16 protein-coding genes and 5 pseudogenes are annotated in these 15,480 nt (G+C 42.7%); 4 read left to right on the forward strand and 17 right to left on the reverse strand.

Going from position 1 to position 15,480, the window contains the following annotated elements; all coding sequences use genetic code 11:
• Nucleotides 1-11: 11 nt before the first annotated feature.
• From cysW to XBJ1_RS13285, 4 genes are all read right to left on the reverse strand, one after another.
• Nucleotides 12-851: a sulfate/thiosulfate ABC transporter permease CysW gene (gene cysW, locus XBJ1_RS13270; protein ID WP_012989513.1), complete on the reverse strand. Its 840-nt coding sequence runs from the start codon at nt 849-851 to the stop codon at nt 12-14.
• The gene (cysT, locus tag XBJ1_RS13275; RefSeq protein ID WP_012989514.1) at nt 851-1,684 is read right to left on the reverse strand and encodes a sulfate/thiosulfate ABC transporter permease CysT; all 834 of its coding nucleotides are present in this window, start codon (nt 1,682-1,684) and stop codon (nt 851-853) included. The genes cysW and cysT overlap by 1 nt, the downstream gene beginning before the upstream one ends.
• Nucleotides 1,684-2,721 (reverse strand): sulfate ABC transporter substrate-binding protein, encoded by a 1,038-nt coding sequence (locus tag XBJ1_RS13280; protein ID WP_012989515.1) that lies wholly within the window; start codon nt 2,719-2,721, stop codon nt 1,684-1,686. The genes cysT and XBJ1_RS13280 overlap by 1 nt, the downstream gene beginning before the upstream one ends.
• 226 nt (nt 2,722-2,947) lie before the next feature.
• On the reverse strand, nt 2,948-3,568 hold the full coding sequence (locus XBJ1_RS13285; protein ID WP_012989516.1) for an RpoE-regulated lipoprotein: 621 nt from the start codon (nt 3,566-3,568) through the stop codon (nt 2,948-2,950).
• 189 nt (nt 3,569-3,757) lie between these two features.
• Here XBJ1_RS13285 and XBJ1_RS13290 point away from each other — a divergent pair, with 189 nt between their 5' ends.
• On the forward strand, nt 3,758-4,183 hold the full coding sequence (locus XBJ1_RS13290; protein WP_012989518.1) for a hypothetical protein: 426 nt from the start codon (nt 3,758-3,760) through the stop codon (nt 4,181-4,183).
• 26 nt (nt 4,184-4,209) lie between these two features.
• On the opposite strand, the gene XBJ1_RS13295 is transcribed toward XBJ1_RS13290, so the two are convergent.
• A complete protein-coding gene (locus XBJ1_RS13295) occupies nt 4,210-4,632 on the reverse strand; it encodes a GNAT family acetyltransferase (RefSeq protein ID WP_012989519.1) in 423 nt (140 codons plus the stop codon).
• 315 nt (nt 4,633-4,947) lie between these two features.
• Nucleotides 4,948-5,304: pseudogene (locus XBJ1_RS20915) on the reverse strand (IS1634 family transposase); the annotation flags it as partial.
• A 64-nt stretch (nt 5,305-5,368) separates the two neighbouring features.
• Between XBJ1_RS20915 and XBJ1_RS22050 the strand changes: the two are divergent.
• Nucleotides 5,369-5,611: pseudogene (locus tag XBJ1_RS22050) on the forward strand (IS5/IS1182 family transposase); the annotation flags it as partial.
• 23 nt (nt 5,612-5,634) lie between these two features.
• Here the strand turns inward: XBJ1_RS22050 and XBJ1_RS13305 are convergent.
• Together XBJ1_RS13305 and XBJ1_RS13310 are read right to left on the reverse strand one after the other, a co-directional pair.
• A pseudogene (locus XBJ1_RS13305) lies at nt 5,635-6,000 on the reverse strand (transposase); the annotation flags it as partial.
• 136 nt (nt 6,001-6,136) lie between these two features.
• Nucleotides 6,137-6,460 carry an IS630 transposase-related protein gene (locus XBJ1_RS13310; protein WP_012989522.1) on the reverse strand — a complete coding sequence of 108 codons (324 nt, stop codon included), beginning with the start codon at nt 6,458-6,460 and terminating at the stop codon, nt 6,137-6,139.
• Nucleotides 6,461-6,529: 69 nt separating this feature from the next.
• On the opposite strand from XBJ1_RS13310, the pseudogene XBJ1_RS13315 reads away from it, so the two are divergent.
• A pseudogene (locus XBJ1_RS13315) lies at nt 6,530-6,811 on the forward strand (phage minor tail protein L); the annotation flags it as partial.
• Nucleotides 6,812-7,118: 307 nt separating this feature from the next.
• Nucleotides 7,119-7,379 (forward strand): YfhL family 4Fe-4S dicluster ferredoxin, encoded by a 261-nt coding sequence (locus XBJ1_RS13320; RefSeq protein ID WP_012989524.1) that lies wholly within the window; start codon nt 7,119-7,121, stop codon nt 7,377-7,379.
• Between the two features lie 2 nt (nt 7,380-7,381).
• On the opposite strand, the pseudogene acpS reads toward XBJ1_RS13320, so the two are convergent.
• From acpS to rseB, 9 genes and pseudogenes are all read right to left on the reverse strand, one after another.
• Nucleotides 7,382-7,748, reverse strand: a pseudogene (acpS, locus tag XBJ1_RS13325) (holo-ACP synthase).
• Nucleotides 7,748-8,479 carry a pyridoxine 5'-phosphate synthase gene (gene pdxJ, locus XBJ1_RS13330; protein WP_012989527.1) on the reverse strand — a complete coding sequence of 244 codons (732 nt, stop codon included), beginning with the start codon at nt 8,477-8,479 and terminating at the stop codon, nt 7,748-7,750. The pseudogene acpS and the gene pdxJ overlap by 1 nt, the downstream one beginning before the upstream one ends.
• A gap of 68 nt (nt 8,480-8,547) precedes the next feature.
• On the reverse strand, nt 8,548-9,285 hold the full coding sequence (gene recO, locus XBJ1_RS13335; protein ID WP_012989528.1) for a DNA repair protein RecO: 738 nt from the start codon (nt 9,283-9,285) through the stop codon (nt 8,548-8,550).
• Nucleotides 9,286-9,294: 9 nt separating this feature from the next.
• Nucleotides 9,295-10,200, reverse strand: coding sequence for a GTPase Era (gene era / locus XBJ1_RS13340; protein ID WP_012989529.1), 906 nt, complete (start codon nt 10,198-10,200; stop codon nt 9,295-9,297).
• Entirely contained in the window at nt 10,197-10,877 is a 681-nt protein-coding gene (gene rnc / locus XBJ1_RS13345; RefSeq protein WP_012989530.1) for a ribonuclease III, read from the reverse strand. Before rnc ends, era begins: the two co-directional genes overlap by 4 nt.
• Before the next feature lie 186 nt (nt 10,878-11,063).
• Nucleotides 11,064-12,032: a signal peptidase I gene (gene lepB / locus XBJ1_RS13350; RefSeq protein WP_012989531.1), complete on the reverse strand. Its 969-nt coding sequence runs from the start codon at nt 12,030-12,032 to the stop codon at nt 11,064-11,066.
• A gap of 20 nt (nt 12,033-12,052) precedes the next feature.
• Nucleotides 12,053-13,849 carry a translation elongation factor 4 gene (gene lepA / locus XBJ1_RS13355; protein WP_012989532.1) on the reverse strand — a complete coding sequence of 599 codons (1,797 nt, stop codon included), beginning with the start codon at nt 13,847-13,849 and terminating at the stop codon, nt 12,053-12,055.
• 190 nt (nt 13,850-14,039) lie between these two features.
• Nucleotides 14,040-14,504, reverse strand: coding sequence for a SoxR-reducing system protein RseC (gene rseC / locus XBJ1_RS13360; RefSeq protein ID WP_012989533.1), 465 nt, complete (start codon nt 14,502-14,504; stop codon nt 14,040-14,042).
• Nucleotides 14,504-15,463, reverse strand: coding sequence for a sigma-E factor regulatory protein RseB (gene rseB, locus XBJ1_RS13365; RefSeq protein ID WP_012989534.1), 960 nt, complete (start codon nt 15,461-15,463; stop codon nt 14,504-14,506). Before rseB ends, rseC begins: the two co-directional genes overlap by 1 nt.
• Nucleotides 15,464-15,480: the final 17 nt, after the last annotated feature.

The following is a 15,480-nucleotide window of genomic DNA, read 5'->3' on the forward strand; positions in this document are numbered from 1 at the left end:
CTGATCTCCCGTTACTGGTGGCTTAATCGCCACTGCACAGCACTTTTGACCATCAGAGTGATAATCGCCATCACTGCCAATAAAGCCGCAGCCGTAAATGCACCCACAGTGTTGTAATCTTGGTACAGCAGCTCAACCTGCAAAGGCAGCGTATAGGTTTCACCCCGAATCGCCCCTGATACCACAGAAACTGCGCCAAATTCCCCAATCGCCCGAGCATTGGTCAAAACGATGCCATATAGCAATGCCCAGCGAATATTCGGTAATGTCACACGCCAGAACATCTTCCAGCCAGAAGCGCCCAGCAATATTGCTGCCTCATCTTCCTGACTACCCTGACTTAACATCACCGGCACCAACTCACGGACAACAAATGGGCATGTCACAAATACCGTCACCAGTACCATACCCGGCCATGAAAACATTAATTGCATATCATAAGAACCCAGCCAGCCTCCCATCCAACCATTGACACCGTAAAACAGCAGATAAAGCAGCCCTGCCACAACAGGTGAAACAGCAAACGGAATATCGATCAATGTCAGCAATAACTGCCTACCGGGAAATTGGAATCGAGTAACTAGCCAAGCAGTCATCACACCAAAAATCAGATTGATAGGGACTGTGATAAGCGCAATCATCACGGTCAACCAGATAGCATGCAGCATATCGGGATCAAGAAGATTCTGTTTAACGAGATCGAAACCTTTCGAAAAAGCGGTCAAAAAAATCCACATTATCGGGATTACCAGCAGCAGAGTAGAAACGAGTATACCCGTACCAATCAGTACCCATTTTCCCCAGTTGATAGGAGAGCGCTGTGCCACTGTGTATGCAGATAACTCAGTCATCAATGCCCCCCGATCCGTTTACCAAACCGACTCTGCAATATATTGACGCTAAACAGCAGTAACAACGATGCCGCAAGGATCACAGAAGCAATCGCACTAGCAGCCGGATAATCAAATTCTTGCAAACGGACAAAGATCATCAGGGAAACCACTTCTGTTTGCCATGCAATATTGCCTGCAATAAAAATTACTGCCCCAAACTCCCCCAAGCTGCGAGTGAAAGAGAGTACGGTTCCGGCCATCAATGCGGGTGAAACTTCAGGCAGAATAACTCGCCGGAAAGTCTGCCAGCGGCTAGCGCCCAATGTCTGCGCCGCTTCCTCATATTCAGGGCCAAGTTCTTCAAGAACGGGCTGCACTGTGCGGACGACAAACGGCAGGCTTGTAAATGCCATCGCAACTGCAATTCCCAGCCAAGTATTCACTACCTTGATGTCAAAATTGCCCAGCCAAGCGCCATACCATCCTGTTGCAGAGAACAGGGTCGCCAAAGTTAAGCCTGCCACGGCAGTCGGCAAAGCAAAGGGCAAGTCCATCAACCCGTCAAGCAAACTGCGACCAGGAAAGTGATAACGCGTCAGTATCCACGCCATCAACATTCCGAAAACCATGTTGAAGAAACTGGCGGCCGCAGCAGCCAGCAATGTCACCTGATAAGCGGCAACAACCTGCGGATTTACAATCACCTGCCAATATTGAGTCCATGTCATACTCGAAAGCTGTATAGCCAGAGCGCTTAATGGCAATAACAAGATCAGACAGGTATAAAACAAGCTACTGCCCAAACTCAGCCCAAATCCGGGCAGGACGCGTTTACCGGATGCCACTAACATCATTTATGTCCTTCCGCCAATAACTGATCCAACATACCGCCCGTGTTGAAATGTGTTTTCATCACCAGCGGCCAGTTACCGAATTGTTCTTCCAGACGAAACAGTCTGGTTTCAGGAAAACGAGGTTTCTGTGCTTTCATGACATTTTTATCATTCACTCGATAATTGAAGCTCGCAATAATCTGCTGCGCTGCGGGGCTATAAAGGTAATTCAAATAGGCTTTAGCCACTGCTTCAGTTCCATTTCTGCGGACATTTTTATCAATCCAAGTCACAGGGAACTCAGCCAAAATATCTACCGGAGGCACAATAACTTCATAATTGTCAGTACCATACTGTTTACGAATGTTATTGACTTCAGATTCAAAACTAATCAAAACATCACCCAGACTCCGCTCAATAAATGAAGTCGTTGCACCCCGCCCCCCAGTATCAAATACCACAACGTTTTGCAAAAGACGCCGCATCAGTTGGCGAACTTTCACCGGGTCATGCTCATTTTGCTGTTGGAAAGCGCCCCATGCCGCCAGATAGGTATAACGCCCATTACCCGACGTTTTCGGGTTTGGAAAAACCAACTTCACATCATGACGTACCAAATCATCCCAAGTATGGATCTGTTTGGGATTACCTTTGCGAACCAGAAAAGCCATAGTGGAATAGTAAGGTGAACTGTTATTTGGCAAACGTTGCTGCCAGTCGGCAGGAATAAGATTGCCGCGATCATGCAGGATCTGGACATCCGTAACCTGATTGTACGTCACGACATCAGCCCGTAACCCCTGTAGAATACTCAATGCCTGTTTGGATGAACCTGCATGGGATTGCTTAATAATTAATTTATCTTGCGGATGCTGTGCATTCCATTGTTTTTCAAATTGAGGGTTCAAGGTAGAAAATAACTCTCGCGAAATATCGTAAGAACTATTCAATAATCCGACGGCATAAGCGTTGGCACTGTATGCGTTGATAAGACCCAAAAATGCTAAGGCAACCAACCCGCCCAATAATTTATTGTTTATTGCCACTATTTTCATCCAACACCTTACCCGTCACGCCTATTCGACAACGATTTCTTCATACTGTATCCAGAATATTTATAACAGGGTAGTTTACTATCCCCTGTTTTATATACCGAGTTTTTATGAGAAATGATGAAACGCGATAAGCTATAGGAAATGTAGGAATTATCAATTCAAAAGATAATATATAAACAGATGAAAAGAGAGCTCTGCTTCAGCGCAAACTCTCTTTAAGGCTTTGTCAGGATTTCCAAATGATCCGCGAAATTTTCCAATTTTTCAGGGCATCATCAGAAGGCATTAACCCTTCTGGGCCATCCCACTGCCCGGTAAACACATAGCTGATATGCTGGCTTTGCGGTGCAATACAAATCACGGTTGGCTGCATAATGAAATCACTGGAACGATGACATACACCAAACGCTTTGCCATACAGCTCGGAGAAAGGTGTGCCTATTCTTGTTCCCCATACGGTTTTCACCCTATCATCCAACACATCAATACGATTAACTTTCCCCTTAGCCAAACCAGACAATTCGATTTTTACCTGATCACCCTCCATTCCCTGAATGATGCTGACGAATTTGCCATTTTGAGTTTCCATCCCACTGCGCAGGCGGTATTTGCCTTTCAAGCCTTGTTCAATCGCAGATTGATCCATGTCTGTCTGTTTATTCACTTCCCCAACACCTTGTTCAGAGACACGTAAGGCACTGCCAAACCACTCCCAAGGTGATAACGAAGACCATGAAAATTCTGGTATTCCAGCACAGGCACTTAGTAACAGCGAACTTCCCAATAAACTACTAACGGCTACAACTCGCTGTTTGGACAATAAATTAAATACAAAAAATTTACCCATTACTGTTTTTACCTTTATATCTATTGACGGGTTATGCAAAACACACTCTTAAAAAAACATTCATTTGTAAATACGAAAAATTTCATCAACAAAAATGCAAAAAAAACAAGAACAATACAACATTGATGATAGATTGACACAATGACCGATAACATCACTTTCATCTAAAGAATGATGTTACGGTAGAATATGATGAATGAAAAGGTGATTATTGCGGTATTTATTATCTCTTTAAGCGTATCTGTCATGGCGAGAGCCTCAGATCAAAAATCGGTTTTGCCTTCTAATATTCATGACAAGTTGAATCACATTACAAATCAGGAAAAGCATCAGGAAAAAACCACGATATTTCAGGAGAGAAAATTTCATATTCAATCTCCTTGTAGCTTTATTATATTAGAAGGGAAATCAGAATCTCCCATCCATGATCATTATCAACTATATAGAAATAACGAAGGAAAAATTCAAGTTAGAATTGTCTCTAGTATCGGAGATAATATCCCCATTGCGTCAAAAAAATTATTTATTTTACAAAATAAACATCAGATATTCTTGAGTCATCTTATTATAAAGATAATTAATTTAGTACTGTATAATTCAATAATGGCTGAATAAAATAATACTGTTCAGCCATTTTATATTTAATCAATAATCAGGCGCTTACTAAAAATAGTATTTTCTTGCCCCAAATAATCATATTCCATTTTTTCACACATACAAATCGTTGCATCATTTTCTTCTGAAACCAAAATCAAAATACTCGGACAACCTCTCGCCAATAATTTTTTTTCCAAGCGGGATATCAAAGCATTAGCAATTCCCCTGCCCCTGAATTCAGGGTGAACACTCAGATAATAAGCATGTCCACGATGCCCATCATAGCCGCCCATAACTGTACCAACTACCTCTCCCGCAACTTCAGCAACTAGAAATAAATCAGCATCATGGGTTAACTTACGCTCAATATCTACTTCTGGATCATCACCGGGATTAATCAAATCACAGCGTTCCCAAAGTGTGGTGACGGCCTCAAAATCATTTTGCCGAAATACCCGAATTTCCATAGTTAGTCAGCCTATTTAATAAACGGTTGAATCAACGTTAATTATCACTACTTTTATTTTGGAATCAATATGAAAATGCGTTTACTGAGACTAAAAGGTATACTGTCTATCGCCATAAACTAACCCAAATGAAAGCAGAAATGAATACACCTAACATATATTAGTTTCATGTTTCGGTATTTGTCGATGTTTATTATTTTTATATAAAAATCAAATAATTAAAAATCCAATCAACTGTATATTGTTCCAGTGCTTATTGACGTTTTCCTACTCTTGCAGCGCACTACGTATAAACTCGTCATTCCACATCCAAATTCAAGAATAAACCGTTTGATATTGTGAGCCTAATAAACTTAAAAGTTCATTGTGGTAAGACTGTATTCCAGTTATCATTTTATGTTATTGAAATTCAAAGGAGTTTATCCCTTCTATAATCAGAAAGACCTCACGCGCGGCTGGCGATTGTGTCCGTTTGTTCCTCATATCAGGGAAAAACGGGACGCTTTTTTTCAGTTCGCGGCGGATCTTATGCTCCAGCGCTGCATAGACCATCAGACAACAGGTCATCACCATTAATAGCGCTTCTATCCGATCCGGTTTTTGTTGTGCCTTATAATTAGCCAATAAAGTCGCCATATCAAGCTATTCTTCACCCCGTTCATTGGCCGCTAAACTCCACAACCACCGACTAAAGTCGGTGGTTGTGGAGTTATTATTCAAGTAATTATATAAAGACTCTGATACGGAATGGTGGTTCATTGATAGCAGTATTGGCCGCGCTTATCAACACAGTTCAGGCGCAACATAAAAGAAAGATGAAGCGATTGGGAAAAGCCGAGGAGGACGCTCAACTAAAATCCATTTAGCCGTAGACAGTGATGGACTACCAATGGGTTTTGAATTGTCCGGGGGGCAATTTCACAATATTGTTCATGCGGAAAGTTTGGTGGTGCAGTCACCGCCTTCGGACGTTGTGATATAGCAGAATTAACATAACCTGACCTATTCAATATGCTCCGTAAACAACTCATCAACTGAACATCTTTTTTGCCTCCTTATCGCTTTTGCTCCGCCCCATTTGTGTTTTATAGGGTTTAAATCCGGACTATAAGCGGGAAGCCATTCCAGTTGACATCGGCTGTCTGCTATTGCTTGTGTCGTGTCATTCCGTTTATGGAAAGGCGCATTATCCATCACTATCACGGCTCCGTGTGGAAGCTTTGGCAGCAAATCTTGCGTCACCCACGCATAAAAAACATCGGCATTAATATTCCCGGTAAATAAGCTTAAGGTGACGAAGGTCTTTTCGAGAATGGCGCCAATGACGTTGATACGGCCTTTTGCGTGCCAGTCATGCGTACCAAAACAGCGTAACCCTTTTTCCTAATATCCCTGTTTACGTGGCATCGATTGAGCAAAACCACTTTCATCCAAATAAACAAGGGGTCTGCCAGTCTGTTCATCATCGCTGATGTGCTCGATAAATGCCTGACGAGCTTGAGGATCAGCGCGAGGGGGTTGGAGCGTTTTTTTTCGGGGTGATATTCAGCCGTTTCAAGGCGTAATGAATAGCCGATTGTGAAACACTTAAACGTTTTGCTCTTTCCCATTGGTAGTCATCAGGAAAATTTTGGACATCCGCAATGAGTACCTCATCAGGGATTTTTGTGGCGGGTTTATCGCGGGTCATGCAAGGTTCTATTTTATTGCACCACCGGAACAAGGTACGCATGGAGATCTCAAAATGGGCACTCGTTTGTTCGAAAGTCAACGAATGCTTGTCTTTGTATGCCAGTACTCGCTTTCGAAAATCTAAGCTGTAGCCCATCTCATTTTATGCCTTGTTATCTTAGATTTAGATATTATGTCATATTAATATGATTTAGCTATATTTACCAACGTCAATGGATTCATTACTGCGATAAACCAAGACTTCAATGATGCTTTGGGAGCGGTTGTGACACGCCACCAAGTGCCGGAAATTTATCTTGATGCGGTCAATTTTCCCAATGGCAATCCACAGGCAGACCCAACCAGAGAAGCCGTGAGTAAGTACCTGATAGAGCAGAAGCAGGATTCAAACGCTGATTTTGTTACCTATGTGCTGGCGTTACCCAGTGAAACCGATGGTGCCTTGATTCCGGCGAGAGTGATTCAAGCGGATATTTGTTGTTGGCAATAAAGGGGTTTGCATGACTCCCAACTAGCTAGAGCGCTTAAATATTCGTCATTTTGATGAGATTTGGGTAAATGTGTTACTGCATTTTTCATTAAGAACTCCGTAATATCATTACGTTGATATAATAGCTCACACATTACTATATTTTAGGCATCAGAAATAAGTATGTGTTGCGGTTTTGTGTTACGGTATACGGTTTTTCAATGTAAACCATACTGTATAAAAACACAAGAACCGGACAAACGTAACGAATACGGAAGTGATTTAATTATATGATTTTAAATGATAATTTATATAAGAGACTGAAATGGCGCTATTAATTACTAAACGCTGCATCAATTGCGATATGTGTGAACCTGAATGTCCCAATCAGGCCATCACAATGGGCGCAGAAATTTATGAAATTGACTCAGAACGCTGTACTGAATGCGTCGGACACTATGAAAAACCAACCTGCCAGTCCGTCTGCCCGATCACCAATACTATTATCCTTAACCCTGACTATCAGGAAAGTGAAGAGCAACTGTGGGATAAGTTCGTGCTCTTACATCACGCAGATAAGATATAAAATCAACTTTCCAATATCACCGTCGCACAGGCATAACGCCGTTCATCCGGCAGGGATCTTACATTCAGTTTGTCAGCCAGAGTTTCTGCTTTACTATGAAGTTTTAATGTAGTTTTTCCCAAGGAATCATTAATAACTTCAAACTGATTGAAAAACAGACCATTTCGAATACCTGTTCCCGGCGCTTTGCGGCGGCTTCCTTAACAGCAAATCGTTTTGCAAGGAAACAAATCGGTTAGTTATGATGCTGATATTATTGCCATTCTCTGTCACTTAAAACACGTTTGCCAAGCGTTCACCAGAACGCTCGACAATTTTTTTAATGCGGAAAATTTCAACTATATCTGTGCCTAATCCAACAATAGCCATTAACTGCGCGCTTCCCGCAACAACGTTTTCATATCGGCCACAGCAGCAGACAAACCACTAAATACGGCACGGCCAATGATGGCATGACCGATATTTAATTCATAAATCTCAGGTAAGGCAGCAATACGCTGTACATTGTGATACGTCAAACCATGACCCGCATTTACTTTGATGCCTTTACCCGCGGCGTAAGTCACCGCTTCTTTAATACGCAAAAATTCTTGTTCCTGCTGGATATCATTTTCTGCATCTGCATACGCACCTGTGTGGATCTCAATAAATGGCGCTCCCACTTCAGCCGCAGCGGCAATTTGCTGGTGATCTGCATCGATAAACAGGGAAACAAAAATACCTGCTTCCGATAAACGCTTAACGGCAGCAGCAATATGCACTTTTTGCCCTAATACATCCAAGCCACCTTCCGTTGTCACTTCTTGGCGCTTTTCAGGAACCAAACAACAGAAAACGGGTTTAATTTGGCAAGCAATATCAATCATTTCATCGGTTACTGCCATTTCAAGGTTCATACGGGTTTGAATCGTTTTTGCTAATAGTTGAACATCTCTATCAGTAATATGGCGGCGATCTTCACGCAGGTGAACAGTGATCCCATCAGCTCCTGCTTGCTCTGCAACAAATGCAGCCTGTACCGGATCAGGATACTGTGTCCCACGGGCATTACGTACCGTTGCAATATGATCAATGTTAATACCTAATAATACCTCAGCCATTTTTAACTCCTGTAATAACATAAGATTCAAGAAAGTATACACTTGCCATCATAAAGAAAAATCACATTTCAATTTTCATTTTTCTTATTAGGAATATCAGTTTTTTTACGTACGAATTGGCGAAATAACTCACGACTTTTTAAGGGCTTCCCCCCCAAATAAGGCTTCAGCGCAATGCGAGTAAAACGTTTAGCTGCTTTCAAAGTAAGCGAATCAGTAAATTCACCGGTTGCCAACGCTTTTAGTTCATTACCAGTAAAACTGAAGTGATCAACAACCAGGCTAGCAATAAAGCCTTTTTCTTCACGGTAACGATAATTCATTGTATCTGACACAGGTTCACCACTACCTGCACAATGAAGATAGTCTACTCCATACCCCATATTAGTTAGCAAGGCGAGTTCAAAACGACGTAAAGCATATTCAGGCGTGTATTCACTCGCCGCAAGAATTTGTAAACATTGAAGATAATCAAAGAAAAGCGCAGGATATGCCGCGCCTTGTTCAAGAACTCTGGATAATAGCTCATTGACGTATAAACCGCTGTATAGCACACTTCCTGTCAAGGGAAGCGCTAATGAGATAGGTTCAGCATCCCGTAATATTTTGATTTCACCCCGTCCACTCCAACGAACAAGCAACGGGGTGAAAGGTTGTAGACAACCTTTCAGATGGGAGCGACGACGGCGTACACCTTTCGCTAAAACACGTACCCGCCCTTCATTTTCAGTAAAGAAATCCAGTAGTAAACTAGTCTCGCTGTAAGGGCGCCCATGAAGTACGAAAGCTCTCTGCCAGCCGTCCACAAATCAACCTTATAAGTCGTCGATGTAACCGAGGCTGCGCAGCGCTCGCTCATCATCAGCCCAACCCGCTTTCACTTTTACCCACAGTTCTAAATGAACTTTATTATCAAACAGCTTTTCCATATCCTGACGGGCTTCTATGCCAATCGTCTTGATTTTGCTGCCTTTATTACCAATAACCATTTTTTTCTGGCCTTCACGCTCTACCAAAATTAAACCGTGAATGGTATAACCACCGCGTTCATTAGTAACGAATTGTTCAATTTCCACTGTCACAGAATAAGGCAGTTCATCACCCAGAAAACGCATCAGTTTTTCACGGATGATTTCTGATGCCATAAAACGCTGTGAGCGATCAGTAATGTAATCATCTGGGAAATGGTGTCCAGCTTCCGGGATATGAGCACGCACAATTTTGGCAATAGTATCAACATTCATGCCTTTTTCTGCACTAATCGGCACAACATCAAGGAAATTCATCTGTTTGCTGAGAAAACCGATATGGGGCAGAAGGATGGCTTTATCCGTGACATTGTCCACTTTATTAATGGCCAATATCACTGGGCAATGCAAATTACGCAGTTTATTAACAACCATTTCGTCATCTGCAGTCCAGTGTGTACCTTCGACAACGAAAATAACCAGTTCCACATCACCAATTGAGCTGCTCGCCGCACGGTTCATCAAACGGTTAATAGCACGTTTTTCTTCTATGTGAAGCCCCGGTGTATCAACATAAATGGCTTGATAAACTCCTTCCGTATGGATACCCATAATACGATGCCGCGTCGTCTGGGGTTTACGGGAAGTGATGGATATCTTCTGGCCCAGTAACTGATTCAATAAAGTCGATTTACCGACATTAGGCCGCCCGACTATTGCCACAAATCCGCAATAGTTTTTTTCTTCGCTCATTCAAGCTCCAGTTGTTTTAATGCTTGTTCCGCAGCCGCCTGTTCTGCCTTGCGACGGCTGGAACCTACTCCTCTAACAGGTTGTTCAAATCCACTGATTTGACAGTGGATTGTAAATTCCTGATCGTGTGCTTCCCCACGAACCTGAACAACCAGATATGATGGCAACGGCAAATGACGCCCTTGCAGATATTCCTGTAAACGTGTTTTGGGATCTTTTTGCTTGTCGCCCGGGCTAATTTCATTCAAACGAGTTTCATACCAACTCAATATAATTCTTTCAATTGTCTGAATATCGCTATCCAGAAAAATGGCCCCAATCAAAGCTTCAATGCTATCTGCTAAAATAGATTCGCGGCGATGCCCACCGCTTTTTAACTCACCTGGCCCCAAACGCAGACATTCACCTAGCTCAAATTCTCTGGCCAATTCAGCCAGCGTATTGCCTCGCACCAGTGTTGCCCGCATACGGCTCATATCCCCTTCATCAACACGGGGAAAACGGTGATAAAGTGCATTGGCAATAACAAAACTCAGGATTGAGTCGCCAAGAAATTCCAGACGCTCATTATGCTTACTGTTGGCACTACGATGAGTGAGCGCCTGAAGTAACAAATCATGCTGTATAAAGGTATATCCCAGCTTACGCTGTAACCTATTAATTATTATGGAGTTCATGTGCTACCAATTCAGTCAGAATTCATCAAAAAAGCACACGCAACAGACCTGTGGGGATAGATCCTACAAAACTGTTGCGTTTGCACTGGCTTCCTAAAATGTCCATCATTCTAAAAAGCCAATCATCTCGTTTGGCAGAATATTCTACACTGTGAGATGAATTAATGCTTCGCTAATATATAAATATTAGTGAATTCTTCCAATTCGACTCAGGCGTACGCCAGTAGGCCACTCGCCTTCCTGTTTTTCAAAACTTATCCAGATGGCTGTTGCTCGCCCTACCAGATTTTTCTCCGGCACAAACCCCCATATCCGGCTATCCGAACTATTGTCACGGTTATCGCCCATCATGAAATAATGGCCTTCAGGGACAACCCAAGTTCCAAGTGGCAATCCTGGCTGACTGAAAAACGGGATATTTGATGCTCCAGGGACAATCAAAATGTGGTGTGACACATTACCTAAATGCTCAACCCGTTCCCCCTGGCGAATACTGTTTGACCCCAGTTGTTCTTCGATAGGAATTGGATAAACTCCTCTCACACGTGCGCCTTCAGGAGTAATATCCTCTTTGATAGTCCATTCACTTGGGAACATATCTCGATAAGTAACAGGTAAATTCTTACACACCGTATTCCAACCACAACCAGGAAAAACCTGAAGTTCTTTATTTATGTCATCGTAAACAATTTTATCTCCAGGCAAGCCAATGACACGCTTTACAAAATCCAGACTCGGATTAACAGGATATTTAAAAACTGCAATATCTCCACGCTTAGGCTTACCTGTTTTAATCAAAGTTGTCTGTGTAATTGGATCTTTCAGACCATAGGCGAATTTTTCAACTAGGATGAAATCCCCAATCAGCAGCGTTGGCATCATTGAACCTGAAGGGATCTGGAAAGGTTCATAAACAAAAGAACGCAGAAGCAAAACAATGGCTAACACAGGAAAGACAGATGCAAATGTCTCAACCCATGAAGGTTTGTTAATCTCTGTAGCCAAAGCTTCCTGAGATTCCGCACCTGCTGTTTGTTCCTGAATCTGAGCAAGTTTTTTCCTGCGTTCAGGGGCGAATTTAAACCGATCTATACACCAGATAATACCAGTGATTAACGTTGCTAACGTTAAGATCAAGGCAAAAGTGTTAGCCATTTAGACTCCTTACAACCTTGTTAGTTATCTTTTCCAACATGCAAAATTGCTAAAAACGCTTCTTGCGGTAGTTCAACGTTTCCTACCTGCTTCATACGTTTTTTACCATCTTTCTGTTTCTGCAATAATTTTTTCTTACGGCTAACATCACCGCCATAACATTTCGCAAGTACGTTTTTACGTAACTGTTTAACAGTAGCACGCGCAATAATGTGAGCACCGATGGCAGCCTGAATCGCAATGTCAAATTGCTGACGCGGGATCAACTCTTTCATTTTATCCACCAGTTCACGACCACGATATTGTGAGTTCTCACGATGAGTAATTAATGCCAATGCATCAACACGTTCACCGTTAATCAAAACATCTACTCGTACCATGTCTGAGTGTTGAAAACGGATGAAATTATAATCCAGAGACGCATAACCACGAGAAGTAGATTTCAGACGGTCAAAGAAATCCAGCACAACTTCAGCCATAGGTATTTCGTAAGTCAGTGCAACCTGATTACCGTGATAAACCATATTAGTCTGTACACCACGCTTTTCCACACACAGTGTTATAACATTACCGAGGTATTCCTGCGGTAACAGCATGTTACATTCCGCAACCGGTTCACGCAGTTCTTTAATATTGTTTAATGGCGGTAATTTGGACGGACTGTCCACGTAAATAATATCATCACTGACTGTCTCAACTTCATAAACAACTGTTGGTGCAGTAGTAATCAGATCAAGATCATATTCACGTTCCAGGCGTTCCTGAATGATTTCCATATGCAGTAAGCCCAAGAAGCCACAGCGGAAACCAAAGCCCAATGCAGTAGAACTTTCTGGCTCGTAAAATAATGAAGCATCGTTTAGGCTCAATTTACCCAAAGCGTCGCGAAAGGCTTCATAGTCTTCAGAACTGATAGGAAACAGACCTGCATAAACCTGTGGTTTAACCTTTTGGAAACCTGGCAGCGCTTTGTCCGCTGGCTGGCGCGCAGTTGTCAGAGTATCCCCGACTGGCGCGCCCAAAATGTCTTTGATCGCACAGACCAACCAACCTACTTCACCACAGTTCAATATATCACGGTCGATACGTTTCGGTGTAAAGATCCCCAGACGGTCAGCGTTATATACCTGTCCCGTGCTCATCACTTTAATTTTATCGCCTTTACGCAATACACCGTTTTTAACACGGACAAGCGAAACAACACCAAGGTAATTGTCAAACCATGAGTCAATAATCAAGGCCTGCAATGGTGCATCGGAATCCCCCTCTGGTGACGGGATCTCTTTAACCAGACGTTCAATGACATCCTGCACACCCACACCTGTTTTCGCAGAGCAGCGGACAGCATCTGTCGCATCAATGCCAACAATGTCTTCGATTTCCTCAGCTACACGCTCTGGTTCAGCGGCGGGCAAGTCAATTTTGTTCAGGACAGGAACGACTTGCAGATCCATTTCGATGGCGGTATAGCAGTTAGCCAGTGTCTGAGCTTCAACACCCTGCCCCGCATCAACAACGAGTAAAGCCCCTTCACAGGCAGCCAGAGAGCGGGAAACTTCGTAAGAGAAGTCAACATGGCCTGGCGTGTCGATAAAATTTAGTTGATAGACTTGTCCGTCAATTGACTGGTAATCAAGAGTGACGCTTTGTGCCTTGATGGTGATACCGCGTTCACGCTCAAGATCCATTGAGTCGAGTACTTGTGCTGCCATTTCGCGATCGGACAGCCCCCCACAGATTTGAATAATCCGATCAGAGAGTGTGGATTTACCGTGGTCGATGTGGGCGATAATGGAGAAATTTCTTATTTGCTTCATTATTAAACTTTTTTGCCTTAATATTTCTGAATCATTCGCCTATGGACACACAGATGGACATAAAGCGACAGTTTATAGGTTTGGCCACAGGCCAAAGAGGCGTATTCTACATGCCAAACCTGTGAAAACCTAGTCATGCCTGTGGTTTTCGGTATGACCAAAAAGTGAGAGCTGTTAATGGTAAAGCAGATTATTCCTGCTGTAGAACCTTAATCGTATCAGGAGGTAAACCAATTTGTAACACAACGGGTTGGTACACTTGCTGATCATCCCAATACTTAGCTATCTTGCGGGCAAAGAAGAAACCAGTAACCCCGCCGATAACGCCTCCCATAACTACCCATAACTGGTCAGTTACCCAATATTGGAAGAGCCCCCCCCCTAAGAACAACCCTAATAATGGGGTCAAATAAACTAACATTGCTGAACGCAGTAAGCTACTTTCAGGTATACCTACCTCTACTTTTTGACCGGGTTGAAGAGGTTGGTAAATTTCTAGTTCCAACTGATGAATATTCTCTGGCCCCAGTTTTTCCAATAAATAAGAGCCACAGACGGCGTTGGCCTGACAACTGCCACAACCTGAAGATGAGCCATAACGCAATAGTGCACGACCTTTTTGCCAACGGACAACCGTCGCCCATTCTTTAACCATCAATGATCTCCCGTAAACGTCACACTTGCTACAATCTGCTTGGCGGTTGCGAAAGGCAGTTCGCCAACGATTGCAATGGTATTTTTACCTCTGACCAAAGTATAAACCGTTCGCCGACCTTGTCTAAATGGTTGTTTATTGACCGTTCCTTTATCAGCATGGGTCACATTTACAGAAAATTGAAACAGTCCATCACTATACATGATGGATTCCAACGATTCTGTTTCTGATAGTTTGAGTCTATTACGGGAGATTTCTTTGAAACCTTCAGGTATTTTTTCCACCTGCCAATCGAATTTCACTTTTTCAGACGGCGAAATAGCCAGCATTGGCGGTAATTTCAAATCGACAATAGCAATCAGATCTTTTTTTATACTGTCATTCACTGTTGATGACACTACGCGGAATTGCTCAATAACAATATTATGATCCTTGTCCAACAGATCAATCAGCAAGGGAAGATGACTTTTTGCATCAATCAACAGGTTATAATTATAACGAGTTTCATCTTTCGATATGATACGAACAAAGTACACAGGGTGATCACCAACGTGGGTACTGCCCGCATCAATGAAGCGATAATACTTCTGTAATCGCGAGAAATCCGCAAAAATAATCGGTGGGAAATAATCCACAATGTGGTTGCCACGTAGACTAAAAGAATCCAAGCCTGGCTCGTAATAGCTGATTTGGTTACCGCGTTGGATAATTTCGCGACGCGATCCATCCATCTGTATGATTTGAGCAATGGGTTGACCATCAATAATAGCATGGCGGTAACGCAGGGGGATCAGAAGTTCTCGCCCTAGATTAATGAAAGCGAGCTCATAATTCAGAGTGTGTACGGCATTTCCCATATCCTGTAACAAAGCCTCGGTGTCGCTTTGCTGCGCCGAGGCTTTCAAAGGATTGAACAGGCTACCTGCCAACAAGAAGATGAAAAAACAAATATGTTTCATTAACTTCTCAGATACGT

The organism is Xenorhabdus bovienii SS-2004 (assembly GCF_000027225.1).
In the GTDB taxonomy this organism is placed as follows: Bacteria; Pseudomonadota; Gammaproteobacteria; order Enterobacterales; family Enterobacteriaceae; genus Xenorhabdus; species Xenorhabdus bovienii_C.